A 13,042-nucleotide genomic window follows, 5' to 3' on the forward strand; every position below is an offset into this window, starting at 1 on the left:
GCCCGGGGCGCGGAGCCGGGCGGCCGTGGCCGCCCTGCCCGCTATCGGTCGGTCTCAGAAGGTGTCTTCCATCTTCTTCGACAGGTCCTCGATGTTGTCGGGCGGCCAGTCCTCGACATCCATGCCGAGATGCAGGCCCATGCCCGAAAGCACTTCCTTGATCTCGTTCAGCGACTTGCGGCCGAAGTTCGGGGTGCGCAGCATCTCCGCCTCGGTCTTCTGGATCAGGTCGCCGATATAGACGATGTTGTCGTTCTTCAGGCAGTTGGCCGAGCGCACCGACAGTTCCAGCTCGTCCACCTTCTTGAGCAGGAGCGGGTTGAATTCCAGCCCGTCCTCGTCGTCCTGGCGGCTGGCCGATTCCGGCTCGTCGAAGTTGACGAAGATCGACAGCTGGTCCTGCAGGATGCGCGCGGCATAGGCCACCGCGTCCTCGGGCGTGACCGCGCCGTTGGTCTCGATCTTCATGGTCAGCTTGTCGTAGTCAAGCACCTGGCCCTCGCGGGTCGGCTGCACGTCGTAGGCGACCTTCTTGACCGGCGAGTAGATGGCATCGATCGGGATCAGGCCGATCGGCGCATCCTCGGGCTTGTTCTTGTCGGCCGAGACGTAGCCCTTGCCGGTGTTCACGGTCAGCTCCATGAACAGGTCGGCGCCCTCGTCGAGATGGCAGATCACGTGATCCTTGTTGAGGATCTCGATGCCGTTCGACTCGGAGATGTCGCCGGCGGTGACGACGCCCGGGCCCTTGGCCTGGATCGACAGGCGCTTCGGCCCCTCGACTTCCATGCGCAGCGACACACCCTTGAGGTTCAGCACGATGTCGGTGACATCCTCGCGGACGCCGGCGACGCTGGAGAATTCATGCAGGACGTTGTCGATCTGCACGGCGGTGATGGCACCCCCTTGCAGCGACGACAAAAGCACCCGGCGCAGCGCGTTGCCGAGCGTCAGACCGAAGCCGCGCTCCAGCGGTTCGGCGATGACGGTGGCCTTGCGGGTCGGGTCGTTGCCGGGCTTGACCTCGAGCTGGGTGGGCTTGATCAGTTCTGCCCAGTTCTTGTGGATCATGTAGGACCTCCATTCTCGTCCCGGCCCCATGTCCCGATGGCCGCGGACTCCCGAGGTTTCTGAAAACGGCAGACCGGGGCCGCGCGGTGGCGGCCCCGGCCGGTCGATCGCGAAATCAGACCCGGCGGCGCTTCGGCGGGCGGCAGCCGTTATGGGCGATCGGCGTCACGTCGCGGATCGCGGTGATGTTGAAGCCGGCGGCGGCCAGGGCGCGCAGCGCGCTCTCTCGGCCGGAGCCCGGGCCCTGCACCTCGACCTCGAGGGTCTTGACGCCGTGATCCTGGGCCTTCTTGCCGGCATCCTCGGCGGCGAGCTGGGCCGCGTAGGGGGTCGACTTGCGCGAGCCCTTGAAGCCCATGGTGCCGGCCGACGACCAGGAGATCGCGTTGCCCTGCACGTCCGAGATCAGGATCTTGGTGTTGTTGAACGACGAGTTCACATGCGCCACGCCTGCGGCGATGTTCTTGGAGACCTTCTTCTTGCCTCCGCGACGGGTATCACGTGCCATATCTGCGGTCTCCCCTTACTTCTTCTTGCCTGCGATGGGCTTCGCCGGGCCCTTGCGGGTGCGGGCGTTGGTATGGGTGCGCTGACCGCGCACGGGGAGGTTGCGGCGGTGCCGCAGGCCGCGGTAGCAGCCGAGATCCATCAGCCGCTTGACGTTGATCTGCACCTCGCGGCGCAGGTCGCCCTCGACGGTGAAGTTGGCGTCGATATGCTCGCGCATCGCCACCACTTCCGCGTCGGACAGTTCGTTGACGCGGCGGGTCTGGTCGATGTTCACCGCGTCGCAGATGTCGCGCGCGGAGGACGGGCCGATGCCGTGGATGTAGGTGAGGGCGACGGGCACCCGCTTGTTGGTCGGGATGTTGACGCCGGCAATACGTGCCAAGTCGGTATTCCTCTTCGTTGCGGTTCCGTAGCGCCAGAACCTTTTTTCACAACATTTGGCCCTTCGGCTGAAAAGCCTCCGGGCCGCAGGTCGATCAGGTGGTCGCGCGGCCCGCAAGTCGGGCCGGAAGCGGCGAATCTCCAAAGGAGATGGCGGTGCGTAGTGCGATTCCCGGGGCGCGTCAACACCCCGGGCCCGCGATCGGTCGGGAACCGCCGGACCCCCGGCGGCCGGCCCCGGTCAGGCGTCGATATGCTGCGCGATCTCGGCCTCGACGGCCTCGATCTCGCCCAGCCCGTCGACCCGGACATGCTTGCCCTTGGCGTGGTAGTAGCCGATCAGCGGCGAGGTCTGCTTGTAATATTCCATCAGACGCTTGCGCAGGCTGTCCTCGTTGTCGTCGGACCGGCGCTTGAACTCGGTACCGCCGCAATTGACGCACTTGCCGTCCGCCGGGATCGGCTTGGTCAGGTCGTTGTAGACCTCGCCGCAGGACGCGCAGGTCGAACGCGCGGTGATCCGCGCCACCAGCGCCTCGTCATCGACGCGCAGCTCGATCACCCGGGCCAGGCTCTCGCCGGTATCCTTGAGCAACGCCTCGAGCGCGTCGGCCTGCGCCAGGGTGCGCGGGAAGCCGTCGAAGATGAAGCCCGCCGTGGCGTCGGCCTCGAGCTTCTCGCGGATCAGGCCGATGACGATCTCGTCGGTCACGAGCTCGCCCCGCGCCATCACCTCGGCGACCTTCTGGCCCATCTCGGTGCCGGAGTCCTTGGCCTCCCGCAGCATGTCCCCGGTGGAGAGCTGGGTCATGCCGCGCTTTTCCGTCAGCAGGCGCGCCTGTGTTCCCTTGCCCGCGCCGGGCGGTCCCAGAAGTATGATGTTCATCGCCGAGCCGGCCCCCTTCCCTTGCGGGCCTTACCCTTACCGCGCAGCTGCGACTTCTGAATAAGACCTTCGTATTGATGCGCCAGGAGGTGGCTCTGCACCTGCTGGATCGTGTCCATGGTCACGCTCACCACGATCAGCACCGAGGTGCCGCCGAAATAGAACGGAATGGCGAACTGGTTGCGCAGGATCTCCGGCAGCAGGCAGACGGCGGCAAGGTAGGCGGAGCCCAGGACCAGGATGCGGTTGACCACGTATTCGAGGTATTCCGAGGTCCGCTTGCCCGGCCGGATGCCCGGCACGAAGCCCGACTGGTTCTTCAGGTTGTCGGCCACGTCGTCCGGCTTGAACGACACGTTGAACGTGTAGAAGTAGGCGAAGAAGACGATCATCACCGCGAAGAACAGCAGGTAGAGCGGCTGGCCGGGGCCGAAATAGGCCAGGATCGTCGACATGACCGGGCCGGTATCGGAGCCCGAGAAGGTCGAGATCGTCACCGGCAGGAGCAGCAGCGACGAGGCGAAGATCGCCGGGATGACGCCCGCCGGGTTGACCTTGACCGGCAGGTGCGAGTTCTGCGCCTCGGTCATCTTCATGCCGACCTGGCGGCGCGGATACTGGATGGTGATCTTCCTGAGCGCGCGCTCCATGAAGACCACGAACATGATCACCGCGATCACCATGACGATGACGCCGATGATCACCGCGGGGGAGATCGCGCCGGAACGGCCGGAGGCGAAGAACTGCGCCAGTGCGGCCGGGACCTCGGCGATGATGCCGACGAAGATGATCAGCGAGATGCCGTTGCCGACGCCGCGGGCGGTGATCTGCTCGCCCAGCCACATCAGGAACATGGTGCCGCCCACCAGCGTGATCACCGTGGCGGCGCGGAAGTACCAGCCCGGATCGGTCACCAGGTCGCCGGCCTCGAGGCTGACGGCGAGGCCGTAGGCCTGGAAGGTCGCCAGCAGCACCGTGCCGTAGCGGGTATACTGGTTGATCTTCTTGCGGCCCTGCTCGCCCTCTTTCTTCATCTGCTCCAGCGCCGGCACCATGGAGGCCAGCAGCTGCACGATGATCGAGGCCGAGATGTAGGGCATGATGCCGAGGGCGAAGATGCCCATGCGGCCCAGAGCGCCGCCGGTGAACATCGTCAGGATGCCGCCGATCCCCGATTGCGCGCCTTCCATGAATTCGCGCAGCGCCGCGCCGTCGATGCCGGGCACCGGGATGAAGGTGCCGAGCCGGAAGATGCACAGCAGCGCCAGCGTGTAGAGGATGCGGTTGCGGAGGTCGGTGGCCTTGCCGAGCGCCGCCCAGCTGGTGTTGGCGGCCATTTGTTCGACTGCGGATGCCATGGCGGATCTCTCTATTCGGACGAACGCCGCCCGGAGCGTCTTCCAGCTCGGGGCGGCGTCGGAAAACTCGGGGGAGACATAGCGGCCGGCGCGGCCGGCCACAATGCCCCGAACGGAGCCGTTACTCGGCCGCCTCGGCGCCGGTGAGCTTCAGCGAGCCGCCGGCCTTCTCCACCGCCTCGACGGCGGCCTTGGAGGCGCCGGTCACGGCGAGGGTCAGCTTGCGGGTGATCTCGCCCTTGGCCAGCACCCGGATGCCGTCCTTCTTGCGGCGCACCAGGCCGGAGGCCACCAGAGCGTCCTCGTCGATGGTCTGGCCGGCATCGAGCTTGCCGGCTTCGGCAAACTTCTCGATCAGGCCGAGATTGACCACGGCGTAGGCCTTGCGGTTCGGCTTGTTGAAGCCGCGCTTCGGCAGACGCTGGTAGAGCGGCATCTGGCCGCCCTCGTAGCCGTTGATCGCCACGCCCGAGCGCGACTTCTGGCCCTTGATGCCGCGGCCGCCCATCTTGCCCTTGCCCGAGCCCGGGCCGCGCGCGATGCGCTTCTTCTTCTGGGCGGCGCCGGGATTGTCCCGGAGTTCGTTGAGTTTCATATCGCTTCTCCTTTGCCGGATGCGGCCCCCGAAGCGAACGGGGCCGACCACGGTGGTGTCAGGTTGCGCGCCCGCATGCGGGCCGCCGCCGGCCTATAGCGGGCGGCGGCGGCGAGTTCAAGGGCGACGGGCGGCCTCGGGCCGGCGGCGCCCCGGCACGATCCCGAAGGCTCAGGCCGATTGCGGCCAGGAGAAGTCCGGGCGCAGCCCCTCGTAGACCGGACGGCCGTCCTGCGGCTTCGGGTAGCCCTTCGAATCGTCGTAGAAGGCGTGATAGTTGGCATCCGGGAAGGCGTCGTCGTCATAGCCCATGACGTTCGGCACGGCGACGCGGATGCGTTTTTCCTTGTCGTCGAGCATCAGCGCCGCGCCGCATTCGCCGCAGGTGCAGAGCTCGAGCGGCCCGTTCGGGTTCTCGGCGTTGAACGGCTGGCGCTTCATCTTCTCCGGATGGTCGACCTTCACGTCGCCGTAATTGAAGAAGGCGACATGGGTGGTCTGCTGCCCGGTCACCGACTTGCAGACATTGCAGTGGCAGACATGGTTGTCGATCGGCTCGGCCTCGGCCTTGACGTGCACGTGTTCGCAGCCGCCCTGGTACGGACTGGACATGATCTTTCCTCCCTCTGGGATCGCGGGACCCTTCCCCCGCGTCACCATCAGGCCGCAACAAAGCCCCGGCGTCGAGACCGACGTTCGGATCCCCCGCGGCACCCCGGCGCGGGGACCCGCCGCGGCGGCGACGGTCGCCGCCGCCGGGGGGGGCCTGACGAACGCGAAAACGCCCCGATGCGGGGCATCGGGGCGTTTCCGGGTCTCGGGTCGCGGGGCGGCGGCTTCAGCCGCGCTCCTCGACGATCTCGACCAGATGCGGGATCTTGCGGATCATGCCGCGGATCGCCGGAGTGTCCTCCAGCTCGCGGGTCTTGTGCATCTTGTTCAGCCCCAGGCCGATCAGCGTCTGGCGCTGCTTCTCGGGGCGGCGGATCGGCGAGCCGATCTGCTTGACGACGATGGTCTTGGCCATGTTCACGCCTCCTCGGACACGTGCTGATGGTCACCCGACGCCTGCGCCGAGGCATCGTCGCGCTTCGGCAGGATGTCGGAGACCTTCTTGCCGCGGCGCTGAGCCACGTGGCGCGGCGACTGCTCGAGCGACAGGCCGTCCAGCGTTGCGCGGATCATGTTGTAGGGGTTCTGCGACCCGATCGACTTGGCGACCACGTCCTGAACGCCCAGCATCTCGAAGACGGCACGCATCGGACCACCGGCGATGATCCCGGTACCCTGCGGCGCGGCGCGCATCACCACGCGGCCGGCGCCGTGACGGCCCTCGATGTCGTGGTGCAGGGTGCGGCCCTCGCGCAGCGGCACGCGCATCATGCGGCGCTTGGCCTGCTCGGTAGCCTTGCGGATGGCCTCGGGGACCTCCTTGGCCTTGCCCTTGCCGAAGCCGACGCGGCCCTTCTGGTCGCCCACGACGACGAGCGCCGCGAAGCCGAAGCGCTTGCCGCCCTTGACGGTCTTGGAGACGCGGTTGATCGCGACCAGGCGATCGGCGAATTCCGGAGTCTCGTCGCGGTCGCGACGGCTGCCCCGGCGGTTGTCACGGTCTGCCATGCGGCATCCTTCTTGCTGTGCGGCGCCCGCGCGGGGCGCCTGGTCGGTCCAATCGAAGTGGGTGCGCGCGGCGCCCCCCGATCATCGAGGCGACAGGTGTCGCCTGCCCTCACCGGCGCCCGCGCGCGGGGCCGACAAAAGACGCGAGGCGGGCGGGGTCGCCCCCGCCCTGCCCCATCAGATCTTCAGGCCGCCTTCGCGGGCCGCCTCGGCCAGCGCTTTGACGCGGCCGTGGTAGAGGAAGCCGCCGCGGTCGAAGTAGGCCTCGTCGATGCCTGCCTTCTTGGCGCGCTCGGCGATCGCGGCACCGATCTTCTGGGCCGCTTCCACCGAGTTCTTGCCGACCACGCCCAGATCCTTCTCGAGGCTGGAGGCGGAGGCCACGGTGACGCCGTTGACGTCGTCGATCAGCTGCACGCTGATGTTCTTGTTCGAGCGGTGAACGCTGAGACGGAGCCGCCCCGCATTCGTGGCCCGAAGCTTGTTCCGCACGCGCAGACGGCGCTTCTGGAACTGCACTCTTTTGCTGAAAGCCATTTGCGCCGTCCTTACTTCTTCTTGCCTTCCTTGGCGAAGATGTACTCACCCTTGTAGCGGATGCCCTTGCCCTTGTAGGGCTCCGGACGCCGCCAATCGCGGATGTTCGAGGCCACCTGGCCGACCTGCTGCTTGTCGTGGCCTTCGACCACGAGCTCGGTCGGCTTCGCCGCGGTGATGGTGATGCCTTCGGGGATCTCGAAGTTGACCTCGTGGCTGTAGCCGAGGTTCAGCTTCAGGATCTTGCCCTGAACCTGGGCGCGGTAACCCACACCCTGGATCTCGAGCTCCTTCTTGAAGGTGTCGGAGACGCCGTGCACCAGGTTGGAGACGACGGTCCGGCTCATCCCCCATTGCTGGCGGGCGCGCTTGGACTTGCCGCGCGGCGTGACCGAGACGGCGTCGTTCTCGACGGTCAGGGTCACGTCGTCGGTGGCGGTGAAGCTCTGGGTGCCCTTCGGCCCCTTCACCTCGATGGTCTGGCCCGACACGCTGGCGGAGACACCCGCGGGCAGCGCGACCGGTTTCTTGCCGATACGAGACATGCGTGCGTCCTCCTCAGAATACCGTGCAGAGCACTTCGCCGCCGACGTTCTGGGCACGGGCGGTCGCATCGGACATCACACCTTTGGGGGTGGAGACGATGGAAACGCCGAGACCCTGGCGGACCTGCGGGATGGCATCCACGCCCATGTAGACGCGGCGGCCGGGCTTCGAGACGCGCTTCAGCTCGCGGATCGCGGGGGCGCCCTCGTAGTACTTCAGGCTGATCTCGAGAGCGGCGTGGCCACGCTCGTCGGTCACCTTCTCGTAGCCGCGGATGTAGCCTTCGTCGGCCAGCACATCGAGCACCCAGGCGCGCAGCTTGGAGGCCGGCGACCGGACGGTCGACTTGCCGCGCATGCCGGCGTTGCGGATACGGGTGAGCATATCACCGATGGGATCGTTCATCTCACGCCCTCCTTACCAGCTCGACTTGACCATGCCCGGAAGCAGGCCCTTGGAGCCCAGCTCGCGCAGCATGATCCGGCTGACTTTCAGCTTCCGATAATAGGCGTGCGGACGCCCGGTCAGCTGGCAGCGGTTGTTGAGACGCGTCGGCGACGAGTTGCGCGGCAGCTCGGCCAGCTTCAGCCGGGCCTTGAAGCGCTCTTCCATCGGCTTCGATTCGTCGTTTGCGATCGCCTTCAGAGACGCGCGCTTCTCGGCATATTGTGCCACGAGCCGCTCACGCTTCTTCTGGCGTTCGACCATGGATTTCTTGGCCATAATCCGTATCCCCTCAGCTCGTGAACGGCATGTTGAAGTGCTTCAGAAGCGCCTGCGCCTCCGCGTCGGTCGCGGCGGTGGTCGTGATGATCACGTCCATGCCCCAGACCTCGTCGACCTTGTCGAAGTCGATTTCCGGGAAGACGATGTGCTCCTTGATGCCCATCGCGAAGTTGCCGCGACCGTCGAAGCTCGGCTTCACACCGCGGAAGTCGCGGATGCGCGGCATCGCCACGGTGATCAGGCGGTCGAGGAAATCGTACATCCGGTCGCCGCGCAGGGTCACCTTGGCGCCCAGCGGCATCTCTTCGCGGACGCGGAAGCCGGCGATCGACTTCTTGGCCTTGGTCACGACGGCGTGCTGGCCGGCAATGCGGGACAGGTCTTCCTGCGCCGACTTGGCCTTCTTGCTGTCGCGGACCGCCTCGGCGCCGCAGCCGATGTTCAGAACGATCTTGTCCAGACGCGGGATCTGCAGGTCGTTCTTGTAGCCGAACTCTTCCTTGAGCTTGGCCTTGATCTCGTCGCGGAACAGCTGCCGCAGACGCGGGGTGTAGTTCTGAGCATCAAGCATCGATCGCGTCCCCCGTGGTCTTGGCGAAGCGGACCTTCTTGTCGCCGTCCACGCGGAAACCGACGCGGGTCGGCTTGCCGTTGGCATCGACGAGGGCGAGGTTCGACAGGTCGATCGGCAGCGCCTTGGGCTGGCGGCCACCCTGGTTGGTCTGGGTCTGACGCTGGTGGCGCACGGCCATGTTGATGCCCTCGACGACGGCCTTGCCGTCCTTCGGCATCACCTGCGTGATGGTGCCCTGCTTGCCCTTGTCCTTGCCGGCAAGCACGATCACCTTGTCACCCTTGCGGAGTTTCGCAGCCATCAGAGCACCTCCGGAGCCAGCGAGATGATCTTCATGAAGTTCTTCGCCCGCAGCTCGCGCACGACCGGCCCGAAGATACGGGTGCCGACCGGCTCGCCCGCATTGTTCAGGATCACGGCGGCGTTGCGGTCGAAGCGGATCGCGGTGCCGTCCTCGCGACGGACTTCCTTGGCGGTGCGCACGACGACGGCCTTGCGGACATCGCCCTTCTTCACGCGGCCGCGCGGGATGGCTTCCTTTACCGAGACGACGATGATGTCGCCGACGGACGCATATTTGCGCTTGGACCCACCCAGGACCTTGATGCACTGAACCTTCCGGGCACCGGAATTGTCAGCGACATCCAGATTGGTCTGCATCTGGATCATGTGGTTTCTCCCGACCTTCCGAGGCTTTTCTGGTTAAATCCCCGGGGTTTCGATCAAACGGAAAGGTGGCCGCGGATCACTCCGCGATCACCTCCCAGCGTTTCGTCTTGGATTTCGGGGCGCATTCGATGATGCGCACCGTATCGCCGACCGAGAACGACCCCGCCTCGTCATGGGCGCGGTATTTCTTGGACTTGCGGATGGTCTTCTGCAGCACGGGGTGCTTGAAGCGGCGCTCGACCGAGACGGTGACGGTCTGGGCGTTGGCCGTCGAGGTCACGGTGCCTTGAAGAATACGCTTGGGCATGTCCGTCCCTCTTATTCTGCGGAGGCCGCGTCGGCGGCCTTCTGGTTCAGCACGGTCTTCACGCGTGCCACGTCGCGGCGCACGGACCGCATCCGCGCGGTGTTCTCGAGCTGCCCGGTGGCCTGCTGGAAGCGCAGGTTGAAGGCCTCTTTCTTGAGCTGGACAAGCTGGTCCCGGAGTTCGTCCGGGGTCTTGTCACGGAGTTCGCTGGCGTTCATGTCGCCCCTTTCTTCAACATCACCGGAGGGCCCCTCCCCGTCTGCGAGGGTCACCCTGATTCCGGTGGAGTCCGTGGATGAGCGCGCCCTATAGCGCCGATGCGCCGGCGTGGCAAGGGCGGGCTGCGGGAAATCGCCGGGCGCGCGCGGCGCCGCCCGGGGCGGGTGTGCGAAGGCCCCCGCCGGCAGCGCCGCGGGGGCCTTGCTTGGAGCGTCGCGGGCGGCCGGGCCGCCCGGCGGATCACCAGTCCTCGCGGACCACGATCCGGGTCTTGATCGGCAGCTTCATCGAGGCCAGGCGCAGCGCCTCGCGGGCGATCTCCTCGCCGACGCCGTCGATCTCGAACATCACCCGGCCGGGCTTCACCCGGGCGGCCCAGTAATCGACCGAGCCCTTGCCCTTACCCATCCGGACCTCGGTGGGCTTGGAGGAGACCGGCACGTCCGGGAAGATGCGGATCCAGACGCGGCCCTGACGCTTCATGTGGCGCGTCATGGCCCGGCGGGCGGCCTCGATCTGGCGCGCGGTGATGCGCTCCGGCTGGGTCGCCTTGAGGCCGTAGGTGCCGAAGTTCAGGTCGGACCCGCCCTTCGCCTCGCCGTGGATCCGGCCCTTGTGCTGTTTGCGGAACTTCGTCCGTTTCGGTTGCAGCATGTGTCAGTCCTCCTCAGCGGCGGCCGCCGGCGCCACGCGGGGCCGGTCCGTCCTGGAGTTCCTGCGAACGACGGTCGCGGGCCTGGGGATCGTGCTCCATGATCTCGCCTTTGAAGATCCAGACCTTGATCCCGATGATGCCGTAGGGCGTCGCCGCCTCGACATGGGCGTGGTCGATGTCCGCGCGCAGCGTGTGCAGCGGCACCCGGCCCTCGCGGTACCATTCGGTCCGGGCGATCTCGGCGCCGCCGAGGCGGCCCGACAGGTTCACCCGGATGCCCAGGGCACCCATGCGCATGGCGTTCTGCACCGCGCGCTTCATGGCGCGGCGGAACGACACCCGGCGCTCGAGCTGCTGGGCGATCGATTCCCCCACCAGACGCGCGTCGAGTTCCGGCTTGCGCACCTCGACGATGTTGAGGTGCAGCTCGCTGTCGGTCATCCGGCCGAGCTTCTTGCGCAGCGACTCGATGTCGGCGCCCTTCTTGCCGATGATGACGCCGGGACGGGCGGCGTGGATCGTCACCCGGCACTTCTTGTGCGGGCGCTCGATGATGATCCGCGCGACGCCGGCCTGCTTGCACTCCTTGTGGATGAAGTCGCGGATCCGCAGATCCTCGAGCAGCAGGTTCCCGTAGTCCTTGGTATCGGCGTACCAGCGGCTGTCCCAGGTGCGGTTGACCTGGAGGCGCATGCCGATCGGATTGGTCTTGTTACCCATTAGGCTTGCTCCTCGATCTGACGCACCTTGATGGTGATTTCCGAGAACGGCTTGAGGATGCGTCCGAACCGGCCGCGCGCCCGCGGACGGCCGCGCTTCATCACCAGGTTCTTGCCGACCCAGGCCTCGGCCACCACCAGCTCGTCGACGTCGAGACCGTGGTTGTTCTCGGCGTTGGCGATTGCCGATTGCAGGCACTTCTTGACGTCGATCGCGATGCGCTTCTTCGAGAAGGTCAGGTCGTTGAGAGCCTTGTCGACCTTCTTGCCGCGGATGAGCGCCGCAACGAGGTTGAGCTTCTGGGGCGAGGTGCGCAGCATGCGCAGCTTGGCCATCGCCTCGTTGTCCGCCACGCGGCGGGGATTCTTATCCTTGCCCATGGCTTACTTCCTCTTGGCTTTCTTGTCGGCAGCGTGACCGTAATAGGTCCGCGTCGGCGAGTATTCCCCGAACTTCTGGCCGATCATGTCCTCGGTGACGTTCACCGGCACGTGCTTGTGGCCGTTGTAGACGCCGAAGGTGAGACCCACGAATTGCGGCAGGATGGTGGAGCGCCGCGACCAGATCTTGATGACTTCGTTGCGGCCCGAATCCCGTGCTGCCTCGGCCTTCTTCAGGACGTAGGCATCGACGAAGGGGCCTTTCCAAACAGAGCGCGTCATGGATTACCGCCCTTTCTTCTTGGCGTGGCGCGAGCGAATGATGAGCTTCGACGACGCCTTGTTGGGGTTGCGGGTCCGGGCACCCTTGGTCGGCTTGCCCCACGGGGTAACCGGGTGACGGCCGCCCGAGGTGCGGCCTTCGCCGCCGCCATGCGGGTGATCGATCGGGTTCATCACCACGCCGCGGACGCTCGGCCGCTTGCCGTAGTGGCGGTTCCGACCGGCCTTGCCGATGTTCTGGTTCGAGTTGTCCGGGTTGGACACCGCGCCGACCGTCGCCATGCATTCCTGGCGCACCAGGCGCAGCTCGCCCGAGGACAGGCGGATCTGGGCGTAGCCGCCGTCGCGGCCGACGAACTGGGCGTAGGTGCCGGCGGCGCGCGCGATCTGCCCGCCCTTGCCCGGCTTCAGCTCGATGTTGTGCACGATCGTGCCGATCGGCATGCCGGAGAACGGCATCGCGTTGCCCGGCTTGATGTCGGCCTTGGCGCTCGACAGCACGCGGTCGCCGATGGCGAGGCGCTGCGGCGCGAGGATGTAGGCCTGTTCGCCGTCATCGTACTGGATGAGGGCGATGAAGGCGGTGCGGTTCGGGTCGTATTCGATCCGTGCCACGGTGCCCTGCACGTCGAACTTCGTGCGCTTGAAATCGACGATGCGATAGAGACGCTTCGCGCCCCCGCCACGGCGGCGTGCAGTGATCCGTCCGGTGTTGTTGCGACCGCCCTTCTTCGTCAGACCCTCGGTGAGTGCCTTGACGGGACGTCCCTTCCACAGCTCCGAACGGTCGATCAGCACCAGCCCGCGCTGGCCCGGCGTCGTCGGCTTGTACGACTTGAGTGCCATGCTTCCTGTCTTCCGTTGTCAGTCGGCGGCCGCCGCCCGGGACCGGGAAGCGCCGCCACGTGTCGGATGGGGTTGCCCCCATCGTCGGATACAGGGCCCCGAAGGTCCCCGGCGAAAAGACGTGGCCCCGAGGGATGGTCCCGGGGCCACGCCGAGTGAG

General features: G+C 66.5%; 23 protein-coding genes. All 23 read right to left on the minus strand.

Going from position 1 to position 13,042, the window contains the following annotated elements; all coding sequences use genetic code 11:
* Window positions 1-54: 54 nt before the first annotated feature.
* The 23 genes from ACXYMW_RS04010 to rplB all read right to left on the minus strand — a co-directional run bounded on the left by ACXYMW_RS04010 (window position 55) and on the right by rplB (window position 12,882).
* Window positions 55-1,071, minus strand: a complete 1,017-nt coding sequence (locus ACXYMW_RS04010; protein ID WP_459034006.1) for a DNA-directed RNA polymerase subunit alpha — start codon at window positions 1,069-1,071, stop codon at window positions 55-57.
* Window positions 1,072-1,186: 115 nt separating this feature from the next.
* Entirely contained in the window at window positions 1,187-1,579 is a 393-nt protein-coding gene (gene rpsK / locus ACXYMW_RS04015) for a 30S ribosomal protein S11 (protein ID WP_459034007.1), read from the minus strand.
* Between the two features lie 15 nt (window positions 1,580-1,594).
* Window positions 1,595-1,963: a 30S ribosomal protein S13 gene (gene rpsM / locus ACXYMW_RS04020; protein ID WP_459034008.1), complete on the minus strand. Its 369-nt coding sequence runs from the start codon at window positions 1,961-1,963 to the stop codon at window positions 1,595-1,597.
* Window positions 1,964-2,203: 240 nt separating this feature from the next.
* Window positions 2,204-2,848, minus strand: a complete 645-nt coding sequence (locus ACXYMW_RS04025; RefSeq protein ID WP_459034009.1) for an adenylate kinase — start codon at window positions 2,846-2,848, stop codon at window positions 2,204-2,206.
* A complete protein-coding gene (gene secY / locus ACXYMW_RS04030) occupies window positions 2,845-4,206 on the minus strand; it encodes a preprotein translocase subunit SecY (RefSeq protein ID WP_459034010.1) in 1,362 nt (453 codons plus the stop codon). Before secY ends, ACXYMW_RS04025 begins: the two co-directional genes overlap by 4 nt.
* 121 nt (window positions 4,207-4,327) lie before the next feature.
* The gene (gene rplO / locus ACXYMW_RS04035) at window positions 4,328-4,801 is read right to left on the minus strand and encodes a 50S ribosomal protein L15 (protein ID WP_459034011.1); all 474 of its coding nucleotides are present in this window, start codon (window positions 4,799-4,801) and stop codon (window positions 4,328-4,330) included.
* 171 nt (window positions 4,802-4,972) lie between these two features.
* Window positions 4,973-5,413 (minus strand): GFA family protein, encoded by a 441-nt coding sequence (locus ACXYMW_RS04040; RefSeq protein WP_459034012.1) that lies wholly within the window; start codon window positions 5,411-5,413, stop codon window positions 4,973-4,975.
* Window positions 5,414-5,639: 226 nt separating this feature from the next.
* On the minus strand, window positions 5,640-5,828 hold the full coding sequence (gene rpmD, locus ACXYMW_RS04045; RefSeq protein WP_459034013.1) for a 50S ribosomal protein L30: 189 nt from the start codon (window positions 5,826-5,828) through the stop codon (window positions 5,640-5,642).
* 2 nt (window positions 5,829-5,830) lie between these two features.
* Window positions 5,831-6,421: a 30S ribosomal protein S5 gene (gene rpsE / locus ACXYMW_RS04050; RefSeq protein ID WP_459034014.1), complete on the minus strand. Its 591-nt coding sequence runs from the start codon at window positions 6,419-6,421 to the stop codon at window positions 5,831-5,833.
* A gap of 177 nt (window positions 6,422-6,598) precedes the next feature.
* Window positions 6,599-6,958 (minus strand): 50S ribosomal protein L18, encoded by a 360-nt coding sequence (gene rplR / locus ACXYMW_RS04055; protein ID WP_459034015.1) that lies wholly within the window; start codon window positions 6,956-6,958, stop codon window positions 6,599-6,601.
* An 11-nt stretch (window positions 6,959-6,969) separates the two neighbouring features.
* Entirely contained in the window at window positions 6,970-7,503 is a 534-nt protein-coding gene (rplF, locus tag ACXYMW_RS04060; RefSeq protein ID WP_459034016.1) for a 50S ribosomal protein L6, read from the minus strand.
* 13 nt (window positions 7,504-7,516) lie between these two features.
* Window positions 7,517-7,909: a 30S ribosomal protein S8 gene (gene rpsH / locus ACXYMW_RS04065; RefSeq protein ID WP_459034017.1), complete on the minus strand. Its 393-nt coding sequence runs from the start codon at window positions 7,907-7,909 to the stop codon at window positions 7,517-7,519.
* A gap of 12 nt (window positions 7,910-7,921) precedes the next feature.
* A complete protein-coding gene (rpsN, locus tag ACXYMW_RS04070; protein ID WP_459034018.1) occupies window positions 7,922-8,227 on the minus strand; it encodes a 30S ribosomal protein S14 in 306 nt (101 codons plus the stop codon).
* 13 nt (window positions 8,228-8,240) lie between these two features.
* Window positions 8,241-8,801 (minus strand): 50S ribosomal protein L5, encoded by a 561-nt coding sequence (gene rplE, locus ACXYMW_RS04075; RefSeq protein WP_459034019.1) that lies wholly within the window; start codon window positions 8,799-8,801, stop codon window positions 8,241-8,243.
* Window positions 8,794-9,105, minus strand: coding sequence for a 50S ribosomal protein L24 (gene rplX / locus ACXYMW_RS04080; RefSeq protein ID WP_459034020.1), 312 nt, complete (start codon window positions 9,103-9,105; stop codon window positions 8,794-8,796). Before rplX ends, rplE begins: the two co-directional genes overlap by 8 nt.
* Window positions 9,105-9,473, minus strand: a complete 369-nt coding sequence (gene rplN, locus ACXYMW_RS04085; RefSeq protein ID WP_137793019.1) for a 50S ribosomal protein L14 — start codon at window positions 9,471-9,473, stop codon at window positions 9,105-9,107. The genes rplX and rplN overlap by 1 nt, the downstream gene beginning before the upstream one ends.
* Before the next feature lie 76 nt (window positions 9,474-9,549).
* Complete coding sequence (rpsQ, locus tag ACXYMW_RS04090; protein WP_459034021.1) at window positions 9,550-9,780, minus strand: 30S ribosomal protein S17; 231 nt, start codon at window positions 9,778-9,780, stop codon at window positions 9,550-9,552.
* Window positions 9,781-9,791: 11 nt separating this feature from the next.
* Complete coding sequence (rpmC, locus tag ACXYMW_RS04095) at window positions 9,792-9,998, minus strand: 50S ribosomal protein L29 (RefSeq protein ID WP_459034022.1); 207 nt, start codon at window positions 9,996-9,998, stop codon at window positions 9,792-9,794.
* 241 nt (window positions 9,999-10,239) lie between these two features.
* Complete coding sequence (gene rplP, locus ACXYMW_RS04100) at window positions 10,240-10,653, minus strand: 50S ribosomal protein L16 (protein WP_459034023.1); 414 nt, start codon at window positions 10,651-10,653, stop codon at window positions 10,240-10,242.
* 13 nt (window positions 10,654-10,666) lie between these two features.
* Window positions 10,667-11,374: a 30S ribosomal protein S3 gene (gene rpsC, locus ACXYMW_RS04105; protein ID WP_459034024.1), complete on the minus strand. Its 708-nt coding sequence runs from the start codon at window positions 11,372-11,374 to the stop codon at window positions 10,667-10,669.
* Window positions 11,374-11,754, minus strand: a complete 381-nt coding sequence (rplV, locus tag ACXYMW_RS04110; RefSeq protein ID WP_459034025.1) for a 50S ribosomal protein L22 — start codon at window positions 11,752-11,754, stop codon at window positions 11,374-11,376. The genes rpsC and rplV overlap by 1 nt, the downstream gene beginning before the upstream one ends.
* Before the next feature lie 3 nt (window positions 11,755-11,757).
* Window positions 11,758-12,036: a 30S ribosomal protein S19 gene (gene rpsS, locus ACXYMW_RS04115; protein ID WP_459034026.1), complete on the minus strand. Its 279-nt coding sequence runs from the start codon at window positions 12,034-12,036 to the stop codon at window positions 11,758-11,760.
* Between the two features lie 3 nt (window positions 12,037-12,039).
* Window positions 12,040-12,882 (minus strand): 50S ribosomal protein L2, encoded by an 843-nt coding sequence (gene rplB / locus ACXYMW_RS04120; RefSeq protein ID WP_459034027.1) that lies wholly within the window; start codon window positions 12,880-12,882, stop codon window positions 12,040-12,042.
* Window positions 12,883-13,042: the final 160 nt, after the last annotated feature.

It is taken from the genome of Roseivivax sp. CAU 1761 (assembly GCF_054482755.1).

Coding starts and splice junctions, on each gene's coding strand:
- rpsE (WP_459034014.1), bottom strand. CDS start 6,421: ATGGCAGACCGTGACAACCGCCGGGGCAGCCGTCGCGACCGCGACGAG.
- rplR (WP_459034015.1), bottom strand. CDS start 6,958: ATGGCTTTCAGCAAAAGAGTGCAGTTCCAGAAGCGCCGTCTGCGCGTG.
- rpsC (WP_459034024.1), bottom strand. CDS start 11,374: ATGGGTAACAAGACCAATCCGATCGGCATGCGCCTCCAGGTCAACCGC.
- rplN (WP_137793019.1), bottom strand. CDS start 9,473: ATGATCCAGATGCAGACCAATCTGGATGTCGCTGACAATTCCGGTGCC.
- rplV (WP_459034025.1), bottom strand. CDS start 11,754: ATGGGCAAGGATAAGAATCCCCGCCGCGTGGCGGACAACGAGGCGATG.
- rpsS (WP_459034026.1), bottom strand. CDS start 12,036: ATGACGCGCTCTGTTTGGAAAGGCCCCTTCGTCGATGCCTACGTCCTG.
- rplF (WP_459034016.1), bottom strand. CDS start 7,503: ATGTCTCGTATCGGCAAGAAACCGGTCGCGCTGCCCGCGGGTGTCTCC.
- rpsQ (WP_459034021.1), bottom strand. CDS start 9,780: ATGCCCAAGCGTATTCTTCAAGGCACCGTGACCTCGACGGCCAACGCC.
- rplX (WP_459034020.1), bottom strand. CDS start 9,105: ATGGCTGCGAAACTCCGCAAGGGTGACAAGGTGATCGTGCTTGCCGGC.
- rpsH (WP_459034017.1), bottom strand. CDS start 7,909: ATGAACGATCCCATCGGTGATATGCTCACCCGTATCCGCAACGCCGGC.
- ACXYMW_RS04025 (WP_459034009.1), bottom strand. CDS start 2,848: ATGAACATCATACTTCTGGGACCGCCCGGCGCGGGCAAGGGAACACAG.
- rplE (WP_459034019.1), bottom strand. CDS start 8,801: ATGCTTGATGCTCAGAACTACACCCCGCGTCTGCGGCAGCTGTTCCGC.
- secY (WP_459034010.1), bottom strand. CDS start 4,206: ATGGCATCCGCAGTCGAACAAATGGCCGCCAACACCAGCTGGGCGGCG.
- rpsK (WP_459034007.1), bottom strand. CDS start 1,579: ATGGCACGTGATACCCGTCGCGGAGGCAAGAAGAAGGTCTCCAAGAAC.
- ACXYMW_RS04010 (WP_459034006.1), bottom strand. CDS start 1,071: ATGATCCACAAGAACTGGGCAGAACTGATCAAGCCCACCCAGCTCGAG.
- rplB (WP_459034027.1), bottom strand. CDS start 12,882: ATGGCACTCAAGTCGTACAAGCCGACGACGCCGGGCCAGCGCGGGCTG.
- rplP (WP_459034023.1), bottom strand. CDS start 10,653: ATGCTGCAACCGAAACGGACGAAGTTCCGCAAACAGCACAAGGGCCGG.
- rplO (WP_459034011.1), bottom strand. CDS start 4,801: ATGAAACTCAACGAACTCCGGGACAATCCCGGCGCCGCCCAGAAGAAG.
- rpsN (WP_459034018.1), bottom strand. CDS start 8,227: ATGGCCAAGAAATCCATGGTCGAACGCCAGAAGAAGCGTGAGCGGCTC.
- rpmD (WP_459034013.1), bottom strand. CDS start 5,828: ATGGCCAAGACCATCGTCGTCAAGCAGATCGGCTCGCCGATCCGCCGC.
- rpmC (WP_459034022.1), bottom strand. CDS start 9,998: ATGAACGCCAGCGAACTCCGTGACAAGACCCCGGACGAACTCCGGGAC.
- ACXYMW_RS04040 (WP_459034012.1), bottom strand. CDS start 5,413: ATGTCCAGTCCGTACCAGGGCGGCTGCGAACACGTGCACGTCAAGGCC.